This is a genomic window from Bacteroides sp. D22 (assembly GCF_000163675.1).
In the GTDB taxonomy this organism is placed as follows: Bacteria; Bacteroidota; Bacteroidia; order Bacteroidales; family Bacteroidaceae; genus Bacteroides; species Bacteroides xylanisolvens.
The window spans coordinates 33,609-55,273 of the sequence record NZ_GG774828.1; the positions used below are offsets into that span (position 1 = coordinate 33,609).

Annotated in this window: 20 protein-coding genes and 1 pseudogene; 14 read left to right on the top strand and 7 right to left on the bottom strand. The window is 41.4% G+C overall.

Features of this window, described 5'->3' with window-relative positions; all coding sequences use genetic code 11:
• Positions 1-34: 34 nt before the first annotated feature.
• Positions 35-1,375: an MFS transporter gene (locus HMPREF0106_RS01960; protein ID WP_004309167.1), complete on the bottom strand. Its 1,341-nt coding sequence runs from the start codon at positions 1,373-1,375 to the stop codon at positions 35-37.
• Between the two features lie 51 nt (positions 1,376-1,426).
• Complete coding sequence (locus HMPREF0106_RS01955; RefSeq protein ID WP_004307294.1) at positions 1,427-2,524, bottom strand: aldose epimerase family protein; 1,098 nt, start codon at positions 2,522-2,524, stop codon at positions 1,427-1,429.
• Between the two features lie 259 nt (positions 2,525-2,783).
• Here HMPREF0106_RS01955 and HMPREF0106_RS01950 point away from each other — a divergent pair, with 259 nt between their 5' ends.
• The 4 genes from HMPREF0106_RS01950 to HMPREF0106_RS01935 all read left to right on the top strand — a co-directional run bounded on the left by HMPREF0106_RS01950 (position 2,784) and on the right by HMPREF0106_RS01935 (position 6,618).
• Positions 2,784-3,755, top strand: coding sequence for a type I phosphomannose isomerase catalytic subunit (locus HMPREF0106_RS01950; protein WP_004309166.1), 972 nt, complete (start codon positions 2,784-2,786; stop codon positions 3,753-3,755).
• Positions 3,756-3,962: 207 nt separating this feature from the next.
• Entirely contained in the window at positions 3,963-4,928 is a 966-nt protein-coding gene (locus HMPREF0106_RS01945) for a tyrosine-type DNA invertase cluster 3b (RefSeq protein ID WP_004307292.1), read from the top strand.
• Positions 4,929-5,262: 334 nt separating this feature from the next.
• Complete coding sequence (locus tag HMPREF0106_RS01940; RefSeq protein WP_004307291.1) at positions 5,263-5,841, top strand: UpxY family transcription antiterminator; 579 nt, start codon at positions 5,263-5,265, stop codon at positions 5,839-5,841.
• A 27-nt stretch (positions 5,842-5,868) separates the two neighbouring features.
• Positions 5,869-6,618 (top strand): polysaccharide biosynthesis/export family protein, encoded by a 750-nt coding sequence (locus tag HMPREF0106_RS01935; RefSeq protein ID WP_004307290.1) that lies wholly within the window; start codon positions 5,869-5,871, stop codon positions 6,616-6,618.
• On the opposite strand, the gene HMPREF0106_RS01930 is transcribed toward HMPREF0106_RS01935, so the two are convergent.
• Genes HMPREF0106_RS01930 through HMPREF0106_RS01925 form a run of 3 tightly spaced genes read right to left on the bottom strand, consistent with a single transcriptional unit; the run spans position 6,611 to position 7,677 of the window.
• Positions 6,611-7,036 carry an N-acetylmuramoyl-L-alanine amidase gene (locus HMPREF0106_RS01930; RefSeq protein WP_004307289.1) on the bottom strand — a complete coding sequence of 142 codons (426 nt, stop codon included), beginning with the start codon at positions 7,034-7,036 and terminating at the stop codon, positions 6,611-6,613. The two genes, HMPREF0106_RS01935 and HMPREF0106_RS01930, sit on opposite strands and share 8 nt — an antisense overlap.
• A gap of 4 nt (positions 7,037-7,040) precedes the next feature.
• A complete protein-coding gene (locus HMPREF0106_RS27265; RefSeq protein ID WP_004297473.1) occupies positions 7,041-7,148 on the bottom strand; it encodes a smalltalk protein in 108 nt (35 codons plus the stop codon).
• A 40-nt stretch (positions 7,149-7,188) separates the two neighbouring features.
• Positions 7,189-7,677, bottom strand: a complete 489-nt coding sequence (locus HMPREF0106_RS01925; RefSeq protein ID WP_004307288.1) for a DNA-binding protein — start codon at positions 7,675-7,677, stop codon at positions 7,189-7,191.
• Positions 7,678-7,897: 220 nt separating this feature from the next.
• On the opposite strand from HMPREF0106_RS01925, the gene HMPREF0106_RS01920 reads away from it, so the two are divergent.
• Positions 7,898-8,116 (top strand): DUF4248 domain-containing protein, encoded by a 219-nt coding sequence (locus HMPREF0106_RS01920; RefSeq protein ID WP_004297475.1) that lies wholly within the window; start codon positions 7,898-7,900, stop codon positions 8,114-8,116.
• Positions 8,117-8,249: 133 nt separating this feature from the next.
• Here HMPREF0106_RS01920 and HMPREF0106_RS01915 read toward each other — a convergent pair whose 3' ends face one another.
• Both HMPREF0106_RS01915 and HMPREF0106_RS01910 read right to left on the bottom strand, forming a co-directional pair.
• A complete protein-coding gene (locus HMPREF0106_RS01915) occupies positions 8,250-10,082 on the bottom strand; it encodes a DUF3987 domain-containing protein (protein ID WP_009041113.1) in 1,833 nt (610 codons plus the stop codon).
• Positions 10,083-10,111: 29 nt separating this feature from the next.
• Positions 10,112-10,741, bottom strand: coding sequence for a BT4734/BF3469 family protein (locus HMPREF0106_RS01910; protein WP_009041114.1), 630 nt, complete (start codon positions 10,739-10,741; stop codon positions 10,112-10,114).
• A 153-nt stretch (positions 10,742-10,894) separates the two neighbouring features.
• Between HMPREF0106_RS01910 and HMPREF0106_RS27575 the strand changes: the two genes are divergently transcribed.
• The 9 genes and pseudogenes from HMPREF0106_RS27575 to HMPREF0106_RS28365 all read left to right on the top strand — a co-directional run.
• Positions 10,895-11,041 (top strand): hypothetical protein, encoded by a 147-nt coding sequence (locus HMPREF0106_RS27575; RefSeq protein WP_162487412.1) that lies wholly within the window; start codon positions 10,895-10,897, stop codon positions 11,039-11,041.
• Between the two features lie 147 nt (positions 11,042-11,188).
• On the top strand, positions 11,189-12,595 hold the full coding sequence (locus tag HMPREF0106_RS01905; RefSeq protein WP_009041116.1) for an undecaprenyl-phosphate glucose phosphotransferase: 1,407 nt from the start codon (positions 11,189-11,191) through the stop codon (positions 12,593-12,595).
• A gap of 58 nt (positions 12,596-12,653) precedes the next feature.
• Complete coding sequence (locus HMPREF0106_RS01900; RefSeq protein WP_009041117.1) at positions 12,654-13,469, top strand: polysaccharide biosynthesis/export family protein; 816 nt, start codon at positions 12,654-12,656, stop codon at positions 13,467-13,469.
• A gap of 6 nt (positions 13,470-13,475) precedes the next feature.
• Positions 13,476-15,899, top strand: coding sequence for a GumC family protein (locus tag HMPREF0106_RS01895; RefSeq protein ID WP_009041118.1), 2,424 nt, complete (start codon positions 13,476-13,478; stop codon positions 15,897-15,899).
• Between the two features lie 166 nt (positions 15,900-16,065).
• The gene (locus HMPREF0106_RS01890) at positions 16,066-17,604 is read left to right on the top strand and encodes an MATE family efflux transporter (RefSeq protein WP_009041119.1); all 1,539 of its coding nucleotides are present in this window, start codon (positions 16,066-16,068) and stop codon (positions 17,602-17,604) included.
• A 17-nt stretch (positions 17,605-17,621) separates the two neighbouring features.
• Positions 17,622-18,797, top strand: a complete 1,176-nt coding sequence (locus HMPREF0106_RS01885; RefSeq protein WP_032851641.1) for a Coenzyme F420 hydrogenase/dehydrogenase, beta subunit C-terminal domain — start codon at positions 17,622-17,624, stop codon at positions 18,795-18,797.
• A 62-nt stretch (positions 18,798-18,859) separates the two neighbouring features.
• Positions 18,860-20,173 (top strand): UDP-glucose dehydrogenase family protein, encoded by a 1,314-nt coding sequence (locus tag HMPREF0106_RS01880; protein WP_009041121.1) that lies wholly within the window; start codon positions 18,860-18,862, stop codon positions 20,171-20,173.
• A 50-nt stretch (positions 20,174-20,223) separates the two neighbouring features.
• A complete protein-coding gene (locus HMPREF0106_RS01875; protein ID WP_009041122.1) occupies positions 20,224-21,309 on the top strand; it encodes a polysaccharide pyruvyl transferase family protein in 1,086 nt (361 codons plus the stop codon).
• A 119-nt stretch (positions 21,310-21,428) separates the two neighbouring features.
• Positions 21,429-21,665 (top strand): annotated as a pseudogene (locus tag HMPREF0106_RS28365) (hypothetical protein); the annotation flags it as partial.

Sequence of the window (21,665 nt, forward strand, 5' to 3'; positions counted from 1 at the left end):
TAAAGGTGAATAAATTGAATTCTATTCTATGTGATTATTCCACAGGAATATCCTTATTTACATTCTTGCAACCTACCAAGCCGTAGAACAACAGGTAAGCCAGAGCAGCGATAATCAACCAGTAGCTAGCCATATAACCTACAGAGTCAGAGATACTTTGTTGGATCAACGGCAATACACCACCACCAACAACCATCATCATAAAGATACCGGAAGCCTGTGCTGTATATTTTCCTAAGCCTTCTACTGCAAGGTTGAAGATACCACCCCACATTACAGAAGTACAAAGACCGCAAAGTACAAGGAACAAGGCACTTACAGGAACCTGTGCCATCATAAAGCCTTCACCTACAGTATAACCCGGCATTGAAACCGTTACATCTTTCGGAGTGAAGATAGCGATCAATACGAAAATGATAGCAGTAGCAGAAACAGCGATCAACTGTGCACGGCTGGAAACCTTACCACTGATAGCACTACTTGCAGTACGTCCCACAAGCATCAGCAACCAATAGATAGCAGCGATAGCACCACCGATAGCAGCACCGTTCATCATGATACCGGCACCTTTATCGCTTGAATCGGCAAGATAGAAGTTCAGTGTACCCGGGATACCAATTTCAATACCTACATAAATAAAGATACCGATTACACCCAGTAAAGTGTGACGGAAGCTCCATGGACTGTGAGAGAATTTTTCTTTCTTCACTCCACCTTTCTGAAGGTGTGGTTCAGGAATAGCAACAAATGAGATAACGATAAATGCAGCAACGAATACACCCATAGCAACGAAGAGCAGAGGAGCAACGTCAGACATAGCAGTACTTGAAGTAACAGTACCGATCAAAGCACCTACGAAAAGCGGAGTCAATGTACCAGACAAAGAATTAAGAGCTCCACCAGTCTGAATCAACTGGTTACCTTTGTTACCACCGCCACCGAGAAGGTTCAACATCGGGTTTACCACTGTGTTAAGCATACAAACGCAGAAACCGCAGATGAATGCACCAAGCAGATAGATTACAAAGTTTAATTTGATAACATACTCACCGAATGCGAATACTTCAGCACCTGCTCCGAATAAGCTGGAAAGATACTGTGTGAACAAACCGAGGAAACCTACTGCCATTGCAATCAAAGCAGTCTTCTTGTAACCGATCTTAACGAGCATGTTACCGGCAGGAATTCCCATAAACAGGTAAGCCAGGAAGTTCATCATATTTCCCATCATACCTAAAGTGTTCGAACCCGCATATTCATTTCTCCAGATTGTTCCGAATGGAGCAGCGAGGTTTGTTACGAAAGAGATCATCGCAAAGATGAAGAACATCGTGATAATTGCGACGAGATTACCGTTCTTTTTTTCTTGTGTCATGGTTCAAAAAAAATGTTAGTTTATAAAATTAGGTTAGTTATTTTTCAAATCTTATTCTTCTACCGTAAATTTGTAGACAGTGATCTGTTGGTATTCATCACCCGGCAGCAAGGTAGCCGATGGGAAATGAGGTTTGTTCGGAGTATCCGGGAAACACTGTGCTTCAAAGCAGATAGCGCTTCTGGCAGGGAATGTAGCTCCGTGTGCACCTTCAAATCCGTTGAGCCAGTTGCCCGTATAGAGTTGTACCCCCGCTTCGGTGGTATATACTTCCATGATACGTCCGCTTTCCGGGTCCTTGCAAGTGGCAGCCAGGTCGAGCGAACCGCTTTCCATCTTGTTCAGTACATAACAGTGGTCATATCCTGCACCGAAAATCAGTTGCTGGAATTTGTCGTCGATACGTTCGCCTACAGTGTGCGGAGCACGGAAATCCATCGGAGTACCTTCTACTTTGGCAATTTCACCGGTAGGGATAGAAACTTCGTCGATAGGCGTATAGAAATCAGCGTTGATCGTAACGATGTGGTTGTTAACGGTAGGAGTAGGGTTGGAAATACCGGCGAGGTTGAAGAAACCGTGGTTAGTCAAGTTAACGACTGTAGCTTTGTCGGTGGTAGCGCGGTATTCGATAGTCAGTGCATTTACTTCATTTTCCAGGCGGTAAGTCATTTCCACTTCCAGATTGCCGGGGAATCCCTCTTCGCCGTCAGCAGAAACATAGTTGAATTGCACTGTGCTCTCATCAATCTGGACAGCATCCCAAACACGGGCGTGGAAACCGGTAGGTCCACCATGTAGAGAGTTAGGTCCGTTGTTAATCGTGAGTTCATGTTCTTCGCCGAACAAGGTGAATTTTCCTTTCGCGATACGGTTGCCGTAGCGTCCGATAGTAGTGCTTAGGAAAGGTTCCGGGCTGTTGATGACGTGGTCGATGCTGTCGTGTCCGAGGATTACATTAGCATACTTACCGTTTTTGTCCGGTACCATGATAGAAAGAATGGCGCATCCGTAATTGGTTACAGCTACTTCCATTCCCTTTGTGTTTTTGAGGATAAATAAATCAGTTTTCTTATCATTTATATCCTTTTGGAAATCTTTCCGGCTGAGCCCTGATAGATTCCCTTCTGTTGGGAATGTGTTATTCATGTCTGGTATTATTAAAAATTTCCTGCAAATAAAGGGAAATTCTTTCTTACTCACAAATTATTCCGACTAAATATGACAGGTGCTTTAGGAAAGTTTAGCTTTATTACTTCATCTTCTTTGGATGCAAGGACAAAAGATGATTTCTTAAATGAATTTTCATCCTCCTTTTCTTAAAAACTGAACTATTTTTTGTATGTTTGTTCCCGGATTGTAACAATCCGAGCGAATTTAATCTAAGTTTATAACAAGAAAAACAAAAATGTATCCATTAAAATTCGAACCTATTCTGAAGCAGACGCTTTGGGGGGGCGACAAAATTATTCCGTTCAAGCATTTGAATTCAGACTTGAAAGGAGTAGGAGAAAGCTGGGAGATTTCCGGTGTTGAGAACAATGAATCCGTAGTGGCTAATGGCCCGGATAAAGGTTTAACCTTGGCCGATATGGTAAGAAAGTATCGTGAGGAACTGGTTGGTGAAGCGAATTATGCCCGTTTCGGCAATAAATTCCCACTGCTCATTAAGTTCATCGACGCCAAACAGGATTTGTCAATCCAGGTACACCCAACAGATGAGTTGGCGAAGAAACGCCACAATTCGATGGGAAAAACCGAGATGTGGTATGTGGTAGATGCCGACAAAGGAGCTAAATTGCGTTCAGGATTCTCTGAACAGATTACCCCGAAAGAATATAAAGAACGCGTGTTGAACAATACGATTACCGACGTATTGCAGGAATATGAAATTCATCCGGGTGATGTATTCTTCCTTCCTGCCGGACGTGTGCACAGCATCGGGGCAGGTTCTTTCATCGCCGAGATTCAGCAAACTTCTGATATAACTTATCGTATCTACGATTTCAACCGTAAAGATGCGAATGGTAAAACCCGCGAACTTCACACCGATTTAGCCCGTGAAGCCATCAACTACGAAGTATTGGATGACTATCGTACTAAATACGAACCGTTGAAGGACGAACCGGTAGAACTGGTTGCCTGCACTTACTTCACGACTTCTCTGTATGACATGACTGAAGAAATCAGTTGTGACTATTCCGAACTCGATTCATTCGTGATCTTTATCTGTATGGAAGGATCATGTACAATGAGAGACAATGAAGGTAATGAACTGACTGTTAGTGCAGGAGAATCTATCCTGTTGCCTGCTACCACGCAAGATGTCACTATCACTCCCGAAGGAGGAAGTGTGAAATTGCTGGAAACATACGTATAAGATAATAGCGTACAAAATGAAGGTCATCCGACTTTGTTTCATCCTCATGATGGGCAAAGCCGGATGACTTTTTTTATTACTAATAGAATAAAAACGGCAAAAAACTCTTTAACTATATTTATTAAAAAGTTTATCTGGAACACACAAAAAGATTCGTTCTTTTGCCGCTTGCCAAATGGCATAATATATAAAATAACTAGTGATGTAATGAGGAACAAAAATGGATTTAGCCGATGTGCAGAGTTCTACATCGGCCGTTTGCGAAAGGAGGGACGCTATTCTACGGCGCATGTCTACAAGAATGCCCTCTTCTCTTTCAGCAAGTTTTGCGGCACGCTCAATGTGTCGTTCAGACAAGTCACCCGGGAAAGTTTACGACGCTACGGGCAGTATCTTTACGAGTGTGGCTTGAAACCCAACACGATCTCTACGTATATGCGTATGCTTCGTAGTATTTATAACCGGGGAGTAGAAGCGGGCATTGCGCCTTATGTGCCGCGACTGTTTCATGATGTTTATACCGGTGTCGATGTTCGCCAGAAGAAGGCCCTGCCTGCTGTCGAATTGCATAAGCTTCTGTATGAGGACCCCAAGTCGGAGCGTTTGCGTCGTACACAGGCTATTGCTGCCCTGATGTTCCAGTTTTGTGGAATGTCGTTCGCTGATCTGGCTCACCTGGAGAAATCAGCTTTGGAACAGAATGTGTTGCGATACAACCGTATCAAAACTAAAACCCCGATGAGTGTGGAAGTGCTTGATACAGCCAGAGAAATGATTAACCAGCTTCGCAATAGGGAAGATGCACAACCCGATTGTCCGGATTATCTGTTTGACATCCTTAGCGGCGATCAAAAACGTCTGGATGAAAGAGGGTACCGGGAATATCAGTCCGCTCTTCGCCAATTCAATAATTGTTTGAAGGACTTGGCAAGAGCCTTGCATTTGCAATCTCCAGTCACTTCCTATACACTTCGCCATTCTTGGGCAACGACAGCGAAGTATCGGGGAGTACCTATTGAAATGATTAGTGAATCATTGGGCCATAAATCTATAAAAACCACACAAATCTATTTGAAAGGCTTTGGACTTAAAGAACGTACAGAGGTAAATAAAGGGAATTTATCTTACATTAAAAACTGTTGTGTAGGCAGGGCAAAAAGTGCAAAGTATTAGTATTCAGAACTAAAGTATGTGTGTTACTTCTTAGGTAACGGAACTTAAATTTGACGCAAAGATAGACAAAAACATAAATAGTAAGCAAATATTCTTCCACTTTTTTTCGTTTTATCTGAAATATAGGAAAAAAACTATCCGAACATGAAATAACTTTATTTTCATGTTCTAAACTTTTTATTGCCTAATCTCTGGATTTTTCCTGTTGAGTATTAGGCAGTTCCTTTCTTGTGCCCTATTCCTATATGTGATTTCCATTTTTATAGAGACGCGCGCCTTGTGTGTGTATTGTCCGTTACCTAAGAAGTAACGGAATAACATGAGGTAAAAAAACATGATTTTAACAAAACCAAAATCACTTAGTGCTGGGCCTAGCGATGGGACAGGGGAAGGCGTAGCACACTCTAAACGCTGGTATGTTGCTCTGGTTCGTATGCACCACGAGAAGAAGGTAGCCGAACGTTTAGACAAAATGGGGATCGAGAATTTCGTCCCTGTCCAACAAGAAATTCATCAGTGGAGTGACCGGCGCAAGGTAGTTGAGTCTGTCCTTCTTCCAATGATGGTGTTTGTGCACGTAAATCCGAAAGAACGCAAAGAAGTTCTGGGTTTTTCTACAGTGAGCCGTTATATGGTGATGCGTGGTGAGAGCTCTCCGGCGGTGATTCCAGATGAGCAGATGGCTCGTTTCCGTTTCATGCTCGACTATTCCGAGGAAGCTATTTGTATGAACAGCTCTCCTTTGGCACGTGGTGAGAAGGTCCGTGTTGTGAAAGGACCTCTGACCGGGCTGGTTGGTGAACTGGTCAATGTCGATGGCAAAAGCAAGATTGCCGTCCGGCTGAATATGCTGGGATGCGCTTGCGTTAATATGCCTATTGGCTATGTCGAGGCTGTCTGCGAGAAAAACTAATCCCGTCATCATTTATCCACCATTTACATGAATACGAAATTATCCGGTGCTTTTGCACTGATATTCTTTTTCTTCTTTCTCTCGGCTTGCCAGTCCTATAAGAAAGTACCTTACTTGCAGGATGCGGAGATTTTGAAACAGGCGAATACGCAAGTTGCGCCTGTTCAGGACGCAAGACTGATACCGGGTGATGAAGTTTCCATTCTTGTTTCCACTTCCGATCCGGTTGTTTCGCAGCCTTTCAATGCGCAAGGCAGTACGTTTCTATTGGACGATCAGGGAAATATCAATTATCCGGTTTTAGGTAAACTTCCTTTGAACGGTTTAACAAGTCGTGAAGCTGAAAACCTGATAACGGATAGACTGAAATCTTACGTGAAAGAAAGACCTACGGTAGTAGTCCGTATGTCCGGTTTTAAAATTTCCGTTTTGGGCGAAGTGGCCTCTCCCGGTGTTTATCCGGTAGTGAATGAGCAGATCAATGTGCTCGAGGCCCTTGCCATGGCAGGAGATTTGACTATTTATGGTGTTCGTGATAATGTAAAACTAATCCGCGAAGACAGGAATGGGCATAAACAGTTTGTTACACTCAACCTGAACGACGCGGATTTGTTATTATCTCCTTACTATCAGTTGCAACAGAATGACATCCTGTATGTCACTCCTAATAAAACCAAAGCGCAGAGCGCAGACATCGGAACAAGTACGACGATGTGGGTTTCGGGATTTTCCATTCTGGTATCTATTGCCAGTTTGCTGGTCAATATACTTAGATAATACCATCTAATTCCCGGTACTCCTCCGTACAATTAAAACACGGACACTCCTTTATCGGATTCAAATCATGATGGCCTACAATCAACGTCTTAGGAAATATTTTCCTCAATTCGCGGAGCAGACCGAGCAAAGAAGCCCGTTGTGCCAATGTACGCGTGTCTTTGGGACGTCCCGCCATATCCAGCCCTCCTTCGTAACAAATACCTATCGAATGGGTGTTATGGTCACGGCAGTGTGCCCCGACCTTTTCCAGAGGACGGCCTTGGTAGATTTCTCCATCCCGGGTGATGTAGAAATGATAGCCGATGTCACGGAATCTCCGGTGAAGGATATGATCTTGACGGCAAGCCTCCGCCGAAAGGGACTTTCCTTCCGGCGTGGCACTGCAATGAATGATAATCAGAGTGATGGTACGCATAAGGCTACATACAGCTCTGTACTCCGATCAGACCTCCGATAGCGGTGGCAACGGTGATAATCACTTTGATGATGAAGCTCCATACGGAGCGGGGAGAAGATGAATTACTCATGATGTTACTTTTTTAAAGATTAAAAATAAAGGATTTAGGATTAAGCAGCCGGATCAGGCGCTTCACCGCCACCATCCGGTTTCGGATCAGGGGTATCACCCGAATCAGAACCTCCTCCGGCAGTTGTTGGTTTCTGATATTCGGCCTGCTGTTTCAACTGGCTGTCGAGTTTCAGGTTGGTGGTTGACAAATTACCGGTAGCACGGGCTTTCAGACGCATACCAGTGATGTTTTTCTCCAATGAGAAATCTTCCAGCGTATCAGCTGCCTTACTGCGGATGCCCACACCAAAGATGGCAAGGTCGTCGATTTTCACACATTTGCCGTCGAGCAGCAGTTCCTTGATGCAGTCTACCATGTCGGAAAGCACACCTTTGATGACACCACCGGAATACGGTGAATTGTGTTTTGACATGTGTTCGGCAAGCTTAGCCAAATCAAACGTCTCGTCGCTTACCGCACGGGCGAACCACTTGCCTGCATTCAGGCCTTTTTGCTGTTGGTTTTGATAAATTTTGTAACGAATCATAAAACAATAAATTAAAGGGTTAAACATTGTGTCCGGGGGATTCTTTTCCCTTTCGACGATACAAAGATACAACCCTGAAACCCGCAGAAATCAATAGTCTACAGTTGCACGCGATTGTTGTCAATTATGCGCAGTAACGGTCGGTTATTCAATGGAAAAACGTAGGATATGTGAATATGTTTTGTTATTTTTGTAATTGTAAATCAGAAACTTATTCATCATGAACGAATTCAAAATACGCGCCTACGGTCGCATGGAACTGGCTCAACTTTATTCTCCGGAACTAACTGACATTGCTGCATATCGAAAGATGAAGAAATGGATCTCTTTATGTCCCGGACTTCTGCAACGCCTGTACGACTTAGGTTACGAATCAAAGCGCCGCTCATTCACCCCGTTGGAGGTGAGAGTGATTGTAGATGCCTTGGGAGAACCTTAGAAGAGCGGAAAAGTAAAGCACCGCTTTAGCAATCGTAAAGCTATGCTTTACCACCTCTAAAGCGCCGCTTTAGGATTCATGAAACGTCCTGTTGTTATATAAATGCAAAAAATGCACTTTTTCCGAGGGTTCCCTAACACACGCACACATGCGTGCGCGTATAAACGCCTTTATCGTCTGTATTGATAAGCAATCCTTTTTTTATCAGACGGTTCAGCCAGCTAAGAGCAGTGTTAGGTTTGATTTTCATCTTTTCAGCCTGCTCCAACAACTGTGCGCGGGTGAACTGGTTGCCCATCATTTCAAAAAGTGCATCCCGGTCGGCATTGGCTCTATGTTTGACCTCTGTGGAAGGAAGAAAAGACAAGATATGTGTGGCATGACGATAGAGCGGAGTTACAAGCTCCAGCACCGCATGGAAATCTTCAGCGGTGATTGTCACATCCCAACGGGTGATAATGCCGTCTTTGATATTATCGGCGGCAATCTCCTTGTCAGGGGTCAGCAGAGGGGAGGAAGAATCCTTGAACTGATAAGGCTGGTCGCATTCCAATGCACGAATCATAGCTATTTCTGCCATGATACGGCATGTATTGACAGCCAGTCGGGCTATGGAACTGCTCATTTCGTTATCGTTGGCAAGTCCCGAGCGGAAAAACAGATCGGCAAAGAGGGCATTGAACTCTTGCTTTTGCTCATCAGTGAGCCGGAGCGTATGAAGCCCGTGTGCTTTCATCAGGTCCAGTTGCTTTTTCCATTCCAGGCCTATGCCTGTGAAGATGGCTTCCAGATCGGTTTCGCCACTTTCAAACTGGTTGATCCATGTCCATATGCCGTGCATATAATAAAACAGCTGGCGCGAGAAAAGACCGTTCTCTGTCGAGGGAATGAGTGGTTTTACTTGTGCGGGTGTGCCGGAAAGCAGGAGGGAGAGATAGCTTTTCTTTACCTCCCGGTATTCCTGGTCGGTGCGCCGGTTGTACGACAGACGATCGTGGTCGAATGCTTTGCGGAGTGTATCGCTCCAGTGTCCGTATTCAGAACCGATAGCAGCGGAGATGGTATCCGCTTCGGTTTCGCAGATAAGTCCTGTGCCGTTGGCATCCATGATATTTTGCAGAATACCTGTTCCGGTGTTATTGCCCGAGATGAGAAACATTTTATTCTTGGGCATTTGAGGAGCTTCCACTTTGCAGCGCTCCTTTCCCATGGTATCATAGGCGGCTTTCTCTTTTTTGTAGGCCTTGACCTCTTCCGCTACTTTTTGGCGGATCTCGTCATGAATAGGCTCTACAAGCAGCCGGATGAACGAAAGAATTCCCTTACCCGAGGCGGAAGGAGCCACAATAAAACTTTGCAGGCAAGGAGACTGGAGTTTGCCGGCGTATGGACATCTCACATATCGCTCCATGCTGGCACCTATGGCGGTCAATGCTCCGAGCAGCATGACATCGCGTTGTGTGGGGCTGGTGGCATAACTCATGATGAGCAACAGGATTTTCGGCCAGTCCGCTTCGGTGAAAGAGGGCAATGGCTGGTTCGGGTCACTCCCGTCCTGCAGCTCTTCGGATTCGTCCGGTTCTTCATTGTCCACCTTATTATACACGTGCGTGTGTGTGAGATTTTTGGACGGTGCATTTCCTGCATTTTTTGCATTTTTCCGGTGGTTCATCATTTCCTCTTTGCAGAGAGTCACACCCGCCCTTTCAGCAAGATGGAATGCAGTGCCCAGATGGACATCTCCATGCCGGGTAGTAAGTGCGTTAGAGAATATCCGTTCGGCATGTTCCCGTTCGTACTTGGCAGACACCCGGCACAACCGATGGAAAAACTCGCGTCCCGCTTCTCCGCAATCCGTTGCGATGGCGAACGCCAGTTGTACATATTCAGCATACGTAGGGGCAATATCCGCTCCTGCAGTTTCAACCGCCTCACAGAGGCGGCATAACGATTCAATTTCGTCCATAATTTTAATTTATAGTTTTTAATATCTAATTATTTGTTGTTTCTAAACAACGCTCCCGGATCATGACTAAGAAAACAAGACCTAACAATGTCCTTACCGGAAAAGTCTACCCCTTTGCGTTTTTCTCCGAATGGAGGAGGTGTTTCAGTACCATAGAGCAACACAGTGAACATCATTGCCAGTTTCATATTTTCGATGATACTGTTTGTGTCGTTAGCCATGGGTAAATGATCGTAGGGTACGACTGCTTTCACACCCCGTCCGCTGGGACTGATAAACGTGAGTACAGGATGCAGAAGGTGGTCATTAAACAATGTACTGCGCATTTCCACTGCCTCCTGATAGGAATCGAGATGGTCGATATCTACCACCACCAGATGTGAAGAAGCTACGAAACATTTGCTGTTGCGACGCGAGAACGTACCACAGGGAGTCACATAAGGCAATAGTGATGCTTTTGCTGTCCGTATATCTCCGGAATTGCGTACTTGTTCGGTCAGAATTTTGAGATTCTCGTTGCAGGTTATTATTTGAAAAACTTGTTCTACGGAGACTTCGCAAGAGGGAATAAGTGTTGCAGGAGTAACAATCCGTCCCTGTTCATTTTTGATGGGAGCAATGGGAGGCATGAAATAAGACATTCTAAAATCGTTTGTCATAATGTTTATTATTTGAAGTTATCGCCTTGAATTTTCAAAACGCGGTGCGAAGGTAGAAATAGCTTTTAAATATATCGTTCAGACATGTCTGAACGGATATGCATAAAATTAACATATAATACAATGTATTTAACAACTAATAAAATTATAAACATGAAAAAATTTAATCATCCCGTACTGGGCCATTTCATCGCAGAGCAGTTTGAACGTGCTCACTTGTCAATAGAGGCTATGCGTAAAGAAATCCACATGGGAAAACCCACTTATTACAAGATGACATCTGGGGAGATTTACGTCTAAGTGATTTTACCCGTCTTTTTTCCTATTACTATGACAATCTCACAAAAGAAGAGTTTCGAGCCAAAATGGTAGAATGGGGAGAACTTTATATTGAGTATAGGGAGAAAAATGAGGATATGGATGAAAATCTAAATCAAGAATAAAGTAATGCAGGAAGTCCAACGTTTTAATAAAGTCCTAAAATCTTTTGTCCTTTCAGGGGACATCATCTTACTGAACTTACTGTTGTGGGTGTTTGGTTCTCTTTGGGGAAACCGTTCTCCTTTTGAGTTTTCCATGCCTCTTTTCCAGAACATGGCTTTGATGACTTTATGTTATCTGGTTTGCAACATCCGTTCAGGAGTGATCCTTCATCGTCCGGTGGTTCGCCCGGAACAAATCATGCTTCGGGTGGCCCGGAATATGATTCCTTTTGTATTGATAGTACTGGGGCTTTCGTACATATTCCATTTTGAATGTGTTAACCTGCGTCAGCTGGGGGCATTTTATGTAGTTCTCATTATCGTTATTATTTCTTATCGCCTGACGTTTCGATCTATTCTGGAGCTTTATCGTAAAAGTGGGGAAAATGTTCGAAAGGTAGTACTGGTGGGTAGCCATGAAAATATGCAGGAACTTTATCATTCCATGACGGATGATCCGACATCCGGATATCGTGTACTAGGATATTTTGAAGATTTTCCATCAGACCGCTATCCTATGAATATAGCTTATTTGGGACAGCCGTGCGAAGCTGTTGATTATTTGACCCGTAATGCGGGAAAGGTAGATCAGCTTTATTGCAGTCTTCCTTCCGCCCGTAGTACTGAAATTGTGCCGATTATCAACTATTGCGAGAATCATCTAATTCGTTTTTTCAGCGTTCCCAATGTCCGGAACTATCTGAAACGGAGAATGTATTTTGAAATGTTAGGTAATGTCCCGGTACTTTCTATCCGTCGTGAGCCACTTGAGTTATTGGAAAATCGTATTGTGAAACGTAGCTTTGATATTGTTTGCTCGCTACTGTTCCTTTGTACTCTTTTCCCGATTATATACATCATTGTGGGACTGGCTATAAAGATAAGTTCTCCTGGACCTGTCTTTTTCAAACAGAAACGAAGTGGTGAGGATGGTCGTGAATTTTGGTGCTATAAATTTCGTTCAATGCGGGTGAATGCACAAAGTGATACGCTTCAGGCTACGGAATGTGATCCTCGTAAAACCCGTATCGGTAATCTGATTCGCAAGACGAATGTGGATGAACTTCCCCAATTTATTAATGTCCTGAAGGGGGATATGTCTTTAGTGGGTCCCCGTCCGCACATGTTGAAGCACACAGAAGAATATTCTCATTTAATAAATAAATATATGGTTCGTCATTTTGTAAAGCCTGGTATTACAGGTTGGGCACAAGTGACAGGTTTCCGTGGAGAAACGAAGGAGCTTTGGCAGATGGAAGGACGTGTGCAACGTGACATCTGGTATATTGAGCATTGGACGTTTCTTTTGGATTTATATATCATGTATAAGACTGTGTATAATGTAATCCGCGGGGATAAAGAGGCTTATTAGGTGAGGAATTGGAAATTGAATAAAGATTAAATCAATAGTTGTAAAATTACATGAGTAGGTGGTTATGAGAAAACTGAAACGATTGACTTTGGGTGCGTTACTTGCTTTTTTGCTGGTATCCTGCCAATCATATAAGAAAGTGCCTTATTTGCAGGATACGGCTTTTGTGAATGATACAGAACAGAGTGTTCGTCAGACAGGTGTGAAGGTAATGCCAAAGGATTTGTTGACGATTGCCGTGTCTTGTTTTACTCCGGAACTGGCTGCACCTTTCAATCTGGTAAATTCGGGTACTGCTAGTGGAATGGAGGGAAAGACGGTGGGACAAGGAACCGCGTCATCTGCTCTACAGCAATATTTGGTAGATAATCAGGGGAATATCAACTTTCCAGTATTGGGTGAGATTCATGTAGGTGGATTGACTAAACTGGAAATAGAAAACTTGATTATAGAGAAATTGAAGGCTTATTTGAAAGAAGCACCGCTTGTAACTGTGCGTATTGTTAATTATCGGATTTCGGTATTGGGGGAAGTTACCAAGCCTGGCAGTTTTGTAGTCTCTAACGAGAAGATTAATCTCTTGGAAGCTCTTGCAATGGCAGGTGATTTGACCATTTATGGTATGCGTGATAATGTGAAACTGATCCGGACAGGGCAAGATAACAAGCAGGAAATTATTACTATGGACTTGAATAAGGCTGAAACGGTACTGTCTCCTTATTATCAGCTACAACAGAATGATGTAATTTATGTGACACCTAATAAGACTAAGGCTAAGAATTCGAATATTGGAACTAGTACGGGATTGTGGGTTTCTGCTACTTCTATCTTGTTTTCACTTGCAAATATATTGGTAATTTTATTAAATAAGTAATTAGTAATGAAAGAGAATTCGTATAACAATAATATGAGTGAATTAGACGAAGAGAAAGTAAATTATCAGGAAATTCTCTTTAAGTATATAATTCACTGGCCTTGGTTTGTTGCTTCCGTTTTAGCTTGTTTGGTTGGTGCTTGGATGTATTTACATTTTCAGACTCCTGTGTATCAGGTTTCTGCTTCTATCATGATTAAAGATGATAAAAAGAGTGGGAGCGGAAATGCTGCTGATATAGAAAGTTTGGGATTAGGTGGAATGATTACTTCTGCGCAGAGTATTGATAACGAGATAGAAGTACTACGTTCAAAGACAATATTGAAAGAAGTTATTAATAATCTCGAACTTTATATTACTTATTATGATGAGGATGAGTTTCCTAAAAAGGAGCTGTATAAAACCTCTCCCATAATTGTGAATTTGACGGCACAAGAGGCGGATAAATTGTCAAATGCAGCTTTGGTTGATATGAAGTTATCTCCAGAAGGTGGTTTGGATGTAAATCTAAAGATAGGCTTGAATGAATATAATAAGCATTTTGATAAACTTCCAGCGGTGTTACCTACGGATGCAGGGACATTTGGGTTTACATTGAAAGATTCTTTATCAAATGGGAAGATAGTAGGGCAAAGTGTAGTACGAAATATCAGTGCTGTAGTTAGTCAGCCTTTTGGAGTGGCAAAAGGATATCAGTGGGCATTGGAAATAGCACCTACCTCAAAAACGACTTCTGTAGCAGTTGTTTCATTGATGAATACGAATATACAGCGAGGACAGGACTTTATCAATAAGTTAATGGAAATGTATAATCGGAATACGAATAATGATAAAAATGAGGTTGCCGAAAAGACGAGAGAGTTTATCAATGAACGTATTAAGATTATTGATGAGGAACTTGGTACTACAGAGGATAAACTGGAAGCTTTTAAAAGAAATGCAGGATTGACGGATATCAGTAGTGATGCCCAATTAGCAGTATCGGGAAATGCTGAATATGAAAGAAAACGTGTAGAAAATGGAACTCAAATTAATTTAGTTCGTGATCTTAATAAATATATCAATAATCCGTCGAATGAGTATGAGGTGTTACCTAGTAATATCGGTTTATCTGATAATGGGCTAACTACTCAAATAGATCGTTATAATGAATTGATTATTGAGCGTAAGCGTTTACTCCGTACTTCTACGGAGAGTAATCCGATGATTGTAAATCTGGATACAAGTATTCGTGCCATGAAAGCAAATGTAAAAGCTGCTATTGATGGGACTTTACAAGGCTTGCTTATCGTGAAGGCTGATTTGGATCGTGAGTCCAGTCGTTTTTCCCGTCGTATCAGTGATGCTCCGGGGCAAGAACGGCAGTATGTAAGTATTGCACGTCAGCAGGAAATCAAGGCTGGGCTTTATTTGATGCTTTTGCAGAAACGTGAAGAGAATGCTATTACTTTAGCCGCTACTGCGAATAATGCGAAGATTATTGATGAGCCGGCGGTTGAAGGTGGGCCAGTATCTCCTAAGCCTAGGATAATCTACTTAATTGCTTTAGTGGTAGGAGTGGGGTTGCCTGTCGGTACTATTTTCTTAATTGATCTGACTAAATTTAAAATAGAAGGTCGTGGCGATGTTGAGAAATTAACAAGGTTACCTATTGTCGGTGATGTACCGTTAACCAGCGAAAAAGCTGGTTCTATTGCTGTTTTTGAGAATCAGAATACTTTAATGAGCGAAACTTTCCGTAATATCCGTACTAACCTTCAGTTTATGCTTGAGAATGATCAGAAAGTAATTTTAGTGACTTCGACAGTTAGTGGTGAGGGTAAGTCTTTTATTTCTTCAAATCTTGCGATTAGTCTATCTCTGTTAGGAAAGAGGGTAGTAATTGTAGGGCTTGATATTCGTAAACCCGGTTTGAATAAGATTTTTAATATCCCTCGAAAGGAGCAAGGAATCACCCAATATCTGTCGAATCCAGAGAAAAATCTAATGGATTTTGTTCAGATTTCAGATTTCAGTAAGAATTTATATATTCTTCCAGGTGGAACAGTACCACCTAATCCTACGGAATTACTGGCTCGTGATGGATTAGATAAAGCGATTGAAGCTTTGAAAGAGAACTTTGACTATGTGATTTTGGATACTGCTCCTGTTGGTATGGTGACCGATACTTTGCTTATAGGTCGTGTGGCTGACTTATCTGTTTATGTATGCCGTGCAGATTATACCCGGAAAGCGGAGTTTACCTTGATTAATGAGTTGGCTGTTGATAATAAACTTCCCAATATCTGTACCGTTATTAATGGTCTTGATCTCCAAAAGAAGAAATATGGTTATTATTACGGTTACGGTAAATATGGTAAATACTATGGTTATGGTAAGCGTTATGGCTATGGTTACGGGTATGGAGAACATAAGGTAAAGGAAGACTAGTGAAAGTTGTGGGCTAATTCACAGGAAGTTTCAAGTAAAATATTACAAGATGGCTCAAATGCTGAGTCGGTTTACGCTTATATCCGTCCTTTAATAGTTTTAGTATCAACTCTTTGCTTAATATATATAGCTAGAAAAGAAAAGATTATAGCATAACTTATAATAAATGAACAAACAACAAGCTAACAACAAACGGATAGCGAAAAATACCTTGTTGCTGTATTTTCGGATGCTGTTCCTGATGGTAATATCCCTCTATACAAGTAGAGTGGTACTTTTGGCCCTAGGTGTAGATAACTTCGGTATTTATAATGTAGTGGGTGGCTTGGTGGCTATGTTCTCCATGCTTTCTGGATCTTTATCTGCAGCCATCAGCCGATTTATTACATATGAATTAGGCACGGGTAACAAGGAAAAACTAGAGAAGATATTTTCATCAGCAGTTACCATCCAATTTTTTTTGGGAGCCGTCATTGTGCTCTTAGCCGAGACCGTAGGCGTTTGGTTTCTGAATGCCAAGATGGTCATTCCGGTCGACCGGATGGTTGCGGCCAACTGGGTCCTGCAATTCTCTATCCTTACCTTTGTGGTGAACCTAATCAGCGTTCCCTACAATGCTGCCATCATTGCCCACGAACGCATGTCAGCCTTTGCTTACATAAGCATTGTGGAAGCTATTGGTAAGTTGGCTATCGCATATTTAATCCAGATAACCCCGTTTGATGTATTGATCTTCTACTCCATCCTACAAGCAGCTATCGCGTTTCTGCTACGCTTAATTTATGGCATCTATTGCAAACGCTATTTCGAGGAATGCACATTCCATTGGATGTGGGATTTAAGCTTACTGAAAAACATGTTTGGCTTTGCTGGGTGGAATTTCATTGGGGCTTCATCGGCTTTGCTTCGCGACCAAGGAGGAAATATAGTAATCAACCTGTTTTGTGGTCCCACAGTAAATGCTGCACGAGGTATAGCTAGCCAAATCAATGGCGCTGTTATGGGGTTTGTAAGTAACTTCATGACAGCTGTGAATCCGCAAATTACTAAAAGTTATGCATCTGGTAATCGTGCATATATGATGACGCTCATCTATCAAGGTGCACGGCTGTCATTTTTTATGCTCCTCTTTTTGTCATTGCCCATTATCTGTAACACACCTTATATATTGCAGCTGTGGTTGAAAGAAGTGCCAGAACATACAGTTTTATTTGCTCAACTTACTTTAATATTTGCTTTGAGCGAGTCTATTTCAAACCCTTTGATTACGGTCATGTTGGCTACAGGTAGAATTCGTAATTATCAATTAGTAGTGGGAGGGCTTCAAATGATGAATCTACCTATCTCTTATGTATTGTTGCGAATGGGGTGGATACCTGAAACAGTGCTTATTGTAGCTATTGTCATTTCGCAATGCTGCTTGGCATCACGGTTATACATGCTCCGAGGTTTGATAGGTTTAAAAGCTCGCCATTATTTACATAATGTATATTTCAATGTCCTTTCAGTAAGTGTATGTGCTGTAATCCTTCCGATGATTGCATCTTATTATTTGAGAGAAGGATTCATCAGTTTTATTCTTATTTGCTTATTATGTGTGTTTTCTGTATCAGTATCTGTATATTATATTGGATGTACTACTCAAGAACGTATATTTATTAAGAACAAGGTCAGTCAGATTCAAAACAAAATCTTCAATAAATAATCACTTTACATATTCATATGATTCAAATCACAAATCCTGCAGATTGTTGCGGATGTACGGCTTGCGCGAGTGTCTGTGTGCACAATGCCATCACCATGCAGCCCGATGCATTAGGCTTTCTCTACCCTGTAGTAGACAAAGACAAGTGTACAGACTGTGGCTTATGCGAGAAGGTATGTGCTTTCAATGATAATTATGACACCTCGCTTAATCTGCCACGACCAGAAGCCTATGCAGCACGGCACAAAGATATGAGCGAAGTAGAAACTAGCCGCAGTGGGGCAGCTTTTATAGCTATATCAGATTGGATATTAAAACATGATGGTGTAGTATATGGTGCAGGTTATGCCGACCATTTTCGGGTGGTGCATAAACGTGCTACGACGAAGGAAGAACGTAATGAATTTAAAGGCAGTAAGTACGTACAGAGTGATTTGACTGGCGTTTTTCGACAAGTCAAACAAGATCTTAAGGGTGGTAAAATCGTTTTGTTTTCAGGAACCCCCTGCCAAACATCAGGGCTCAATTCTTATGTAGGTAAAAAACTTCGTGAGAATCTTTATCTGTTAGATATTGTATGTCATGGTGTACCTGGACCCAAGTTGTGGGATAGCTATTTGTGCTATCTAGAAAAGGAACAAGGTGATAAGATCAGTTGGGTAAACTTCAGAGATAAACAAGCATATGGTTGGGCCGCCCATCATGAAACATTTAAATTTGTTAATGGAGGGGATAAAATGAGCTTTACATATTTATTTTATCAGTACATTACATTCCGTTATTCATGTGGTAAGTGCCATTTTTGTAATACTCGAAGACCTAGTGATATCACAATAGCTGACTATTGGGGGTGGCAGAAAACAGATCCAAATATAAACAAAGATGATAAAGGTGTATCGTTGGTTTTCGTAAATACAGAAAAAGGACGCAGATTATTTGAAGCAGTGAAGAATGATTTAGATTTTATTCCTGCAAAAATAGAGAACTGTATTCAGCCTAATTTACAGCATCCGTCGGAAATACATCCTAAGCGTATGGATTTTGAAAGAGATTTTGCTAAGCATGGCTTTAAATATGTTATGTATCACTATGGAGATGTAGGCTGGAGATATAGGACTAGGAAGATAAAAAGGAATATCATTTTTAACATCAAGATAGTTCTAAAGAAAATTCTATTTTTGTATATTTCTTAAATTTATTTTTCCTTTTTTCTTCTCAATGGATATAATGAATAATAATAAATAGTACACAAAAAATGAATATTGCTATTGTCGGCACAGGCTATGTAGGCTTGGTGTCTGGTACTTGTTTTGCAGAAATGGGTGCCCATGTAACATGTGTTGATGTAGATGTCAACAAAATCAACAAACTAAAAGCTGGCGAAATGCCTATTTACGAACCTGGTTTGGAAGAGTTAGTGAAACGTAATGTTAGTTATGGTCGTTTGAATTTTACGACAGATCTTACCGAGGTTCTAGATGATGTAGAGGTCGTGTTCTCTGCTGTAGGTACACCTCCAGATGAGGATGGATCGGCAGATTTAAAATATGTATTGGCAGTTGCACGTCAATTTGGGAAAAATATCCATAAATATACCATCTTAGTTACTAAATCGACTGTACCTGTAGGTACTGCACAAAAGGTGAAAGCCGCCATCCAAGAAGAATTGGACAAACGTGGTGTACAAGTTCCTTTTGATGTAGCTTCAAACCCCGAATTCTTAAAAGAAGGTGCAGCCATCAAGGACTTTATGAGTCCCGACCGAGTAGTTGTAGGTACTGAAAGCAAGAAGGCTGAAGAGGTTATGACTAAGCTGTACCAACCTTTCTTAATCAATAATTTCCGTGTTATTTTCATGGATATTCCAAGTGCTGAAATGACTAAGTATGCAGCCAATGCTATGCTTGCTACTCGTATTAGCTTTATGAACGACATTGCTAACTTGTGCGAACGTGTGGGTGCTAATGTAGACCATGTTCGTAAAGGTATTGGTGCAGATGCTCGTATCGGCCAGAAGTTCCTTTATGCTGGTTGCGGTTATGGTGGTTCTTGTTTTCCTAAAGACGTAAAAGCTTTGGTTCACACCGGTATGGATAATGATTACCACATGGAAGTAATCGAAGCCGTAGAGCGTGTCAACGAACGTCAGAAGAGTATTGTATATGATAAACTCTTAAAGATGATGCCTGAACTTAATGGCAAAACTGTTGCTATGTTAGGTTTGGCATTCAAACCCGAAACCGATGATATGCGCGAGGCTCCTGCATTGGTTGTGATTGATAAATTACTGAAAGTTGGTGCCAATGTACGTGTATTTGACCCCATTGCCATGCCCGAATGCAAACGTCGTATTGGTGATGTGGTGACCTATACTGAAAACCTTTATGATTGTGCTGATGGTGCAGATGCTTTGTTGCTTTTGACTGAATGGCGCCAATTCCGCCTGCCTACTTGGAATGTAATTTGTAAAGTAATGCATGGTCGAGTGATTGTAGATGGACGCAACATCTGGAATCGCGAGGAATTGGAAGAACTTGGATATAAGTATACTCGTATTGGGGAGAAGTAATTAGATGTTTTACAAATAAAGCAGATAACAATACTTATAATCAGATTAACATGAATATTGGTATACTAACATTTCATTGTGCTTACAATTATGGCGCAGTTCTGCAGTGCTATGCTTTGCAAAAGCATTTAGAATCGTTAGGCTTTAATGTCACAATAATAAATTATACCCCTTTTTATTTAGCCTCCAAAAGGCCAAAGGTTAATTTACGTACATTTGTTAATAGGCATCCTATTTTATCTTTAAATAGATACATATCATTCACGAGTAAGCTACAGAGACAATTTGATAAATTCTTAGAATTTTCCGATTTACATCTCAATTTATCAAAAAAATGCAAGAATTATGATCAATTGAGTTCAGTTATCTCATCATTAGATACGATTATTATTGGAAGTGACCAAGTTTGGAGTGAGACCTTTAATGGTAAGGATAGTGTTTGGTATGGACAATTTCCCAATTTTAAAGGTCGTGTGATTACTTATGCTGCAAGCGCTGGAGATGTGAATAAGTTTAAAACTAACATTCCAGAAGTATTAGAAGCAATAAAAAGATTTGATTCAATTTCAGTTAGGGAAGTTGATTTGCAGAATACGTTGAGTGAGTATGGCGTAAATGATGCAGTAACCGTAGTAGATCCCACTCTTTTATTGGATAAGAAGAGTTGGAGTGTGTTTTTAGATAAGCCTATAGAATCAGAAAAATACATATTGGTTTATCAAGGGCGAGATGACGATGCTTTGATGAATTATGCCAAATCTTTGGGGACTATTCATCATTGCAAAGTAATTTCCTGTGATTTCTATGCCAATAGCTTTCAAGATGGTATATCTCAATGTGTCGCTGGTCCCAAAGAATTTCTGAATTTGGTTCATAATGCATTTTGTGTAATAACTTCTTCATTTCATGGAACGGCGCTATCAATTTTGTTGGAAACGCGCTTCTTTGCCTTCTTTAAAGGAGATGGTGGAGACATACGAGCTAAAGCTTTATTAGAATCTTTGAATCTTTGTAATAGAATTATAGATCGAAATTCCCTACCATGTGCAAATGAAGAAATTGACTGGAATACTGTTAAAGAAAAAATAACATTATTAAAGGAGAGAGCTAATAAATATTTATTAGAAAATGCATGAACAATAGATTAGATTATATTGATAAATTAAGAGGATTTGCGTTAGCGTCCAAAAATGCCGTATAGTATAACCGATATAAAATCCAGATCTTTGCTTTCGTTAAATCAAAATCCAAGTTTATGTATAGTTACAATGATTTTGAGCGTCTATTTTTGCGCTATAAATTGGAAGGGATCCCTGCGGGTGTTTCTATTGAGAAATTTTGTATGTCTAACAAAGTGCCTTATAACCTATTTGCCAAATGGTACACGGATACCCGCAAGAAGATAATTCCTGTTCAGGTTCTGGGTGCTCCCTCAACGGAGGCCGAAATGAAGGAAAGTCCTTCCCCAATCCCGGAACGAAAGCCGGAAGCG

Bases quoted from the DNA above. Each gene is read 5' to 3' on its own strand.
- HMPREF0106_RS01960 (WP_004309167.1), bottom strand. From the start codon at position 1,375: ATGACACAAGAAAAAAAGAACGGTAATCTCGTCGCAATTATCACGATG.
- HMPREF0106_RS01955 (WP_004307294.1), bottom strand. From the start codon at position 2,524: ATGAATAACACATTCCCAACAGAAGGGAATCTATCAGGGCTCAGCCGG.
- HMPREF0106_RS01950 (WP_004309166.1), top strand. From the start codon at position 2,784: ATGTATCCATTAAAATTCGAACCTATTCTGAAGCAGACGCTTTGGGGG.
- HMPREF0106_RS01945 (WP_004307292.1), top strand. From the start codon at position 3,963: ATGAGGAACAAAAATGGATTTAGCCGATGTGCAGAGTTCTACATCGGC.
- HMPREF0106_RS01940 (WP_004307291.1), top strand. From the start codon at position 5,263: ATGATTTTAACAAAACCAAAATCACTTAGTGCTGGGCCTAGCGATGGG.
- HMPREF0106_RS01935 (WP_004307290.1), top strand. From the start codon at position 5,869: ATGAATACGAAATTATCCGGTGCTTTTGCACTGATATTCTTTTTCTTC.
- HMPREF0106_RS01930 (WP_004307289.1), bottom strand. From the start codon at position 7,036: ATGCGTACCATCACTCTGATTATCATTCATTGCAGTGCCACGCCGGAA.
- HMPREF0106_RS27265 (WP_004297473.1), bottom strand. From the start codon at position 7,148: ATGAGTAATTCATCTTCTCCCCGCTCCGTATGGAGCTTCATCATCAAA.
- HMPREF0106_RS01925 (WP_004307288.1), bottom strand. From the start codon at position 7,677: ATGATTCGTTACAAAATTTATCAAAACCAACAGCAAAAAGGCCTGAAT.
- HMPREF0106_RS01920 (WP_004297475.1), top strand. From the start codon at position 7,898: ATGAACGAATTCAAAATACGCGCCTACGGTCGCATGGAACTGGCTCAA.
- HMPREF0106_RS01915 (WP_009041113.1), bottom strand. From the start codon at position 10,082: ATGGACGAAATTGAATCGTTATGCCGCCTCTGTGAGGCGGTTGAAACT.
- HMPREF0106_RS01910 (WP_009041114.1), bottom strand. From the start codon at position 10,741: ATGACAAACGATTTTAGAATGTCTTATTTCATGCCTCCCATTGCTCCC.
- HMPREF0106_RS27575 (WP_162487412.1), top strand. From the start codon at position 10,895: ATGAAAAAATTTAATCATCCCGTACTGGGCCATTTCATCGCAGAGCAG.
- HMPREF0106_RS01905 (WP_009041116.1), top strand. From the start codon at position 11,189: ATGCAGGAAGTCCAACGTTTTAATAAAGTCCTAAAATCTTTTGTCCTT.
- HMPREF0106_RS01895 (WP_009041118.1), top strand. From the start codon at position 13,476: ATGAAAGAGAATTCGTATAACAATAATATGAGTGAATTAGACGAAGAG.
- HMPREF0106_RS01890 (WP_009041119.1), top strand. From the start codon at position 16,066: ATGAACAAACAACAAGCTAACAACAAACGGATAGCGAAAAATACCTTG.
- HMPREF0106_RS01885 (WP_032851641.1), top strand. From the start codon at position 17,622: ATGATTCAAATCACAAATCCTGCAGATTGTTGCGGATGTACGGCTTGC.
- HMPREF0106_RS01880 (WP_009041121.1), top strand. From the start codon at position 18,860: ATGAATATTGCTATTGTCGGCACAGGCTATGTAGGCTTGGTGTCTGGT.
- HMPREF0106_RS01875 (WP_009041122.1), top strand. From the start codon at position 20,224: ATGAATATTGGTATACTAACATTTCATTGTGCTTACAATTATGGCGCA.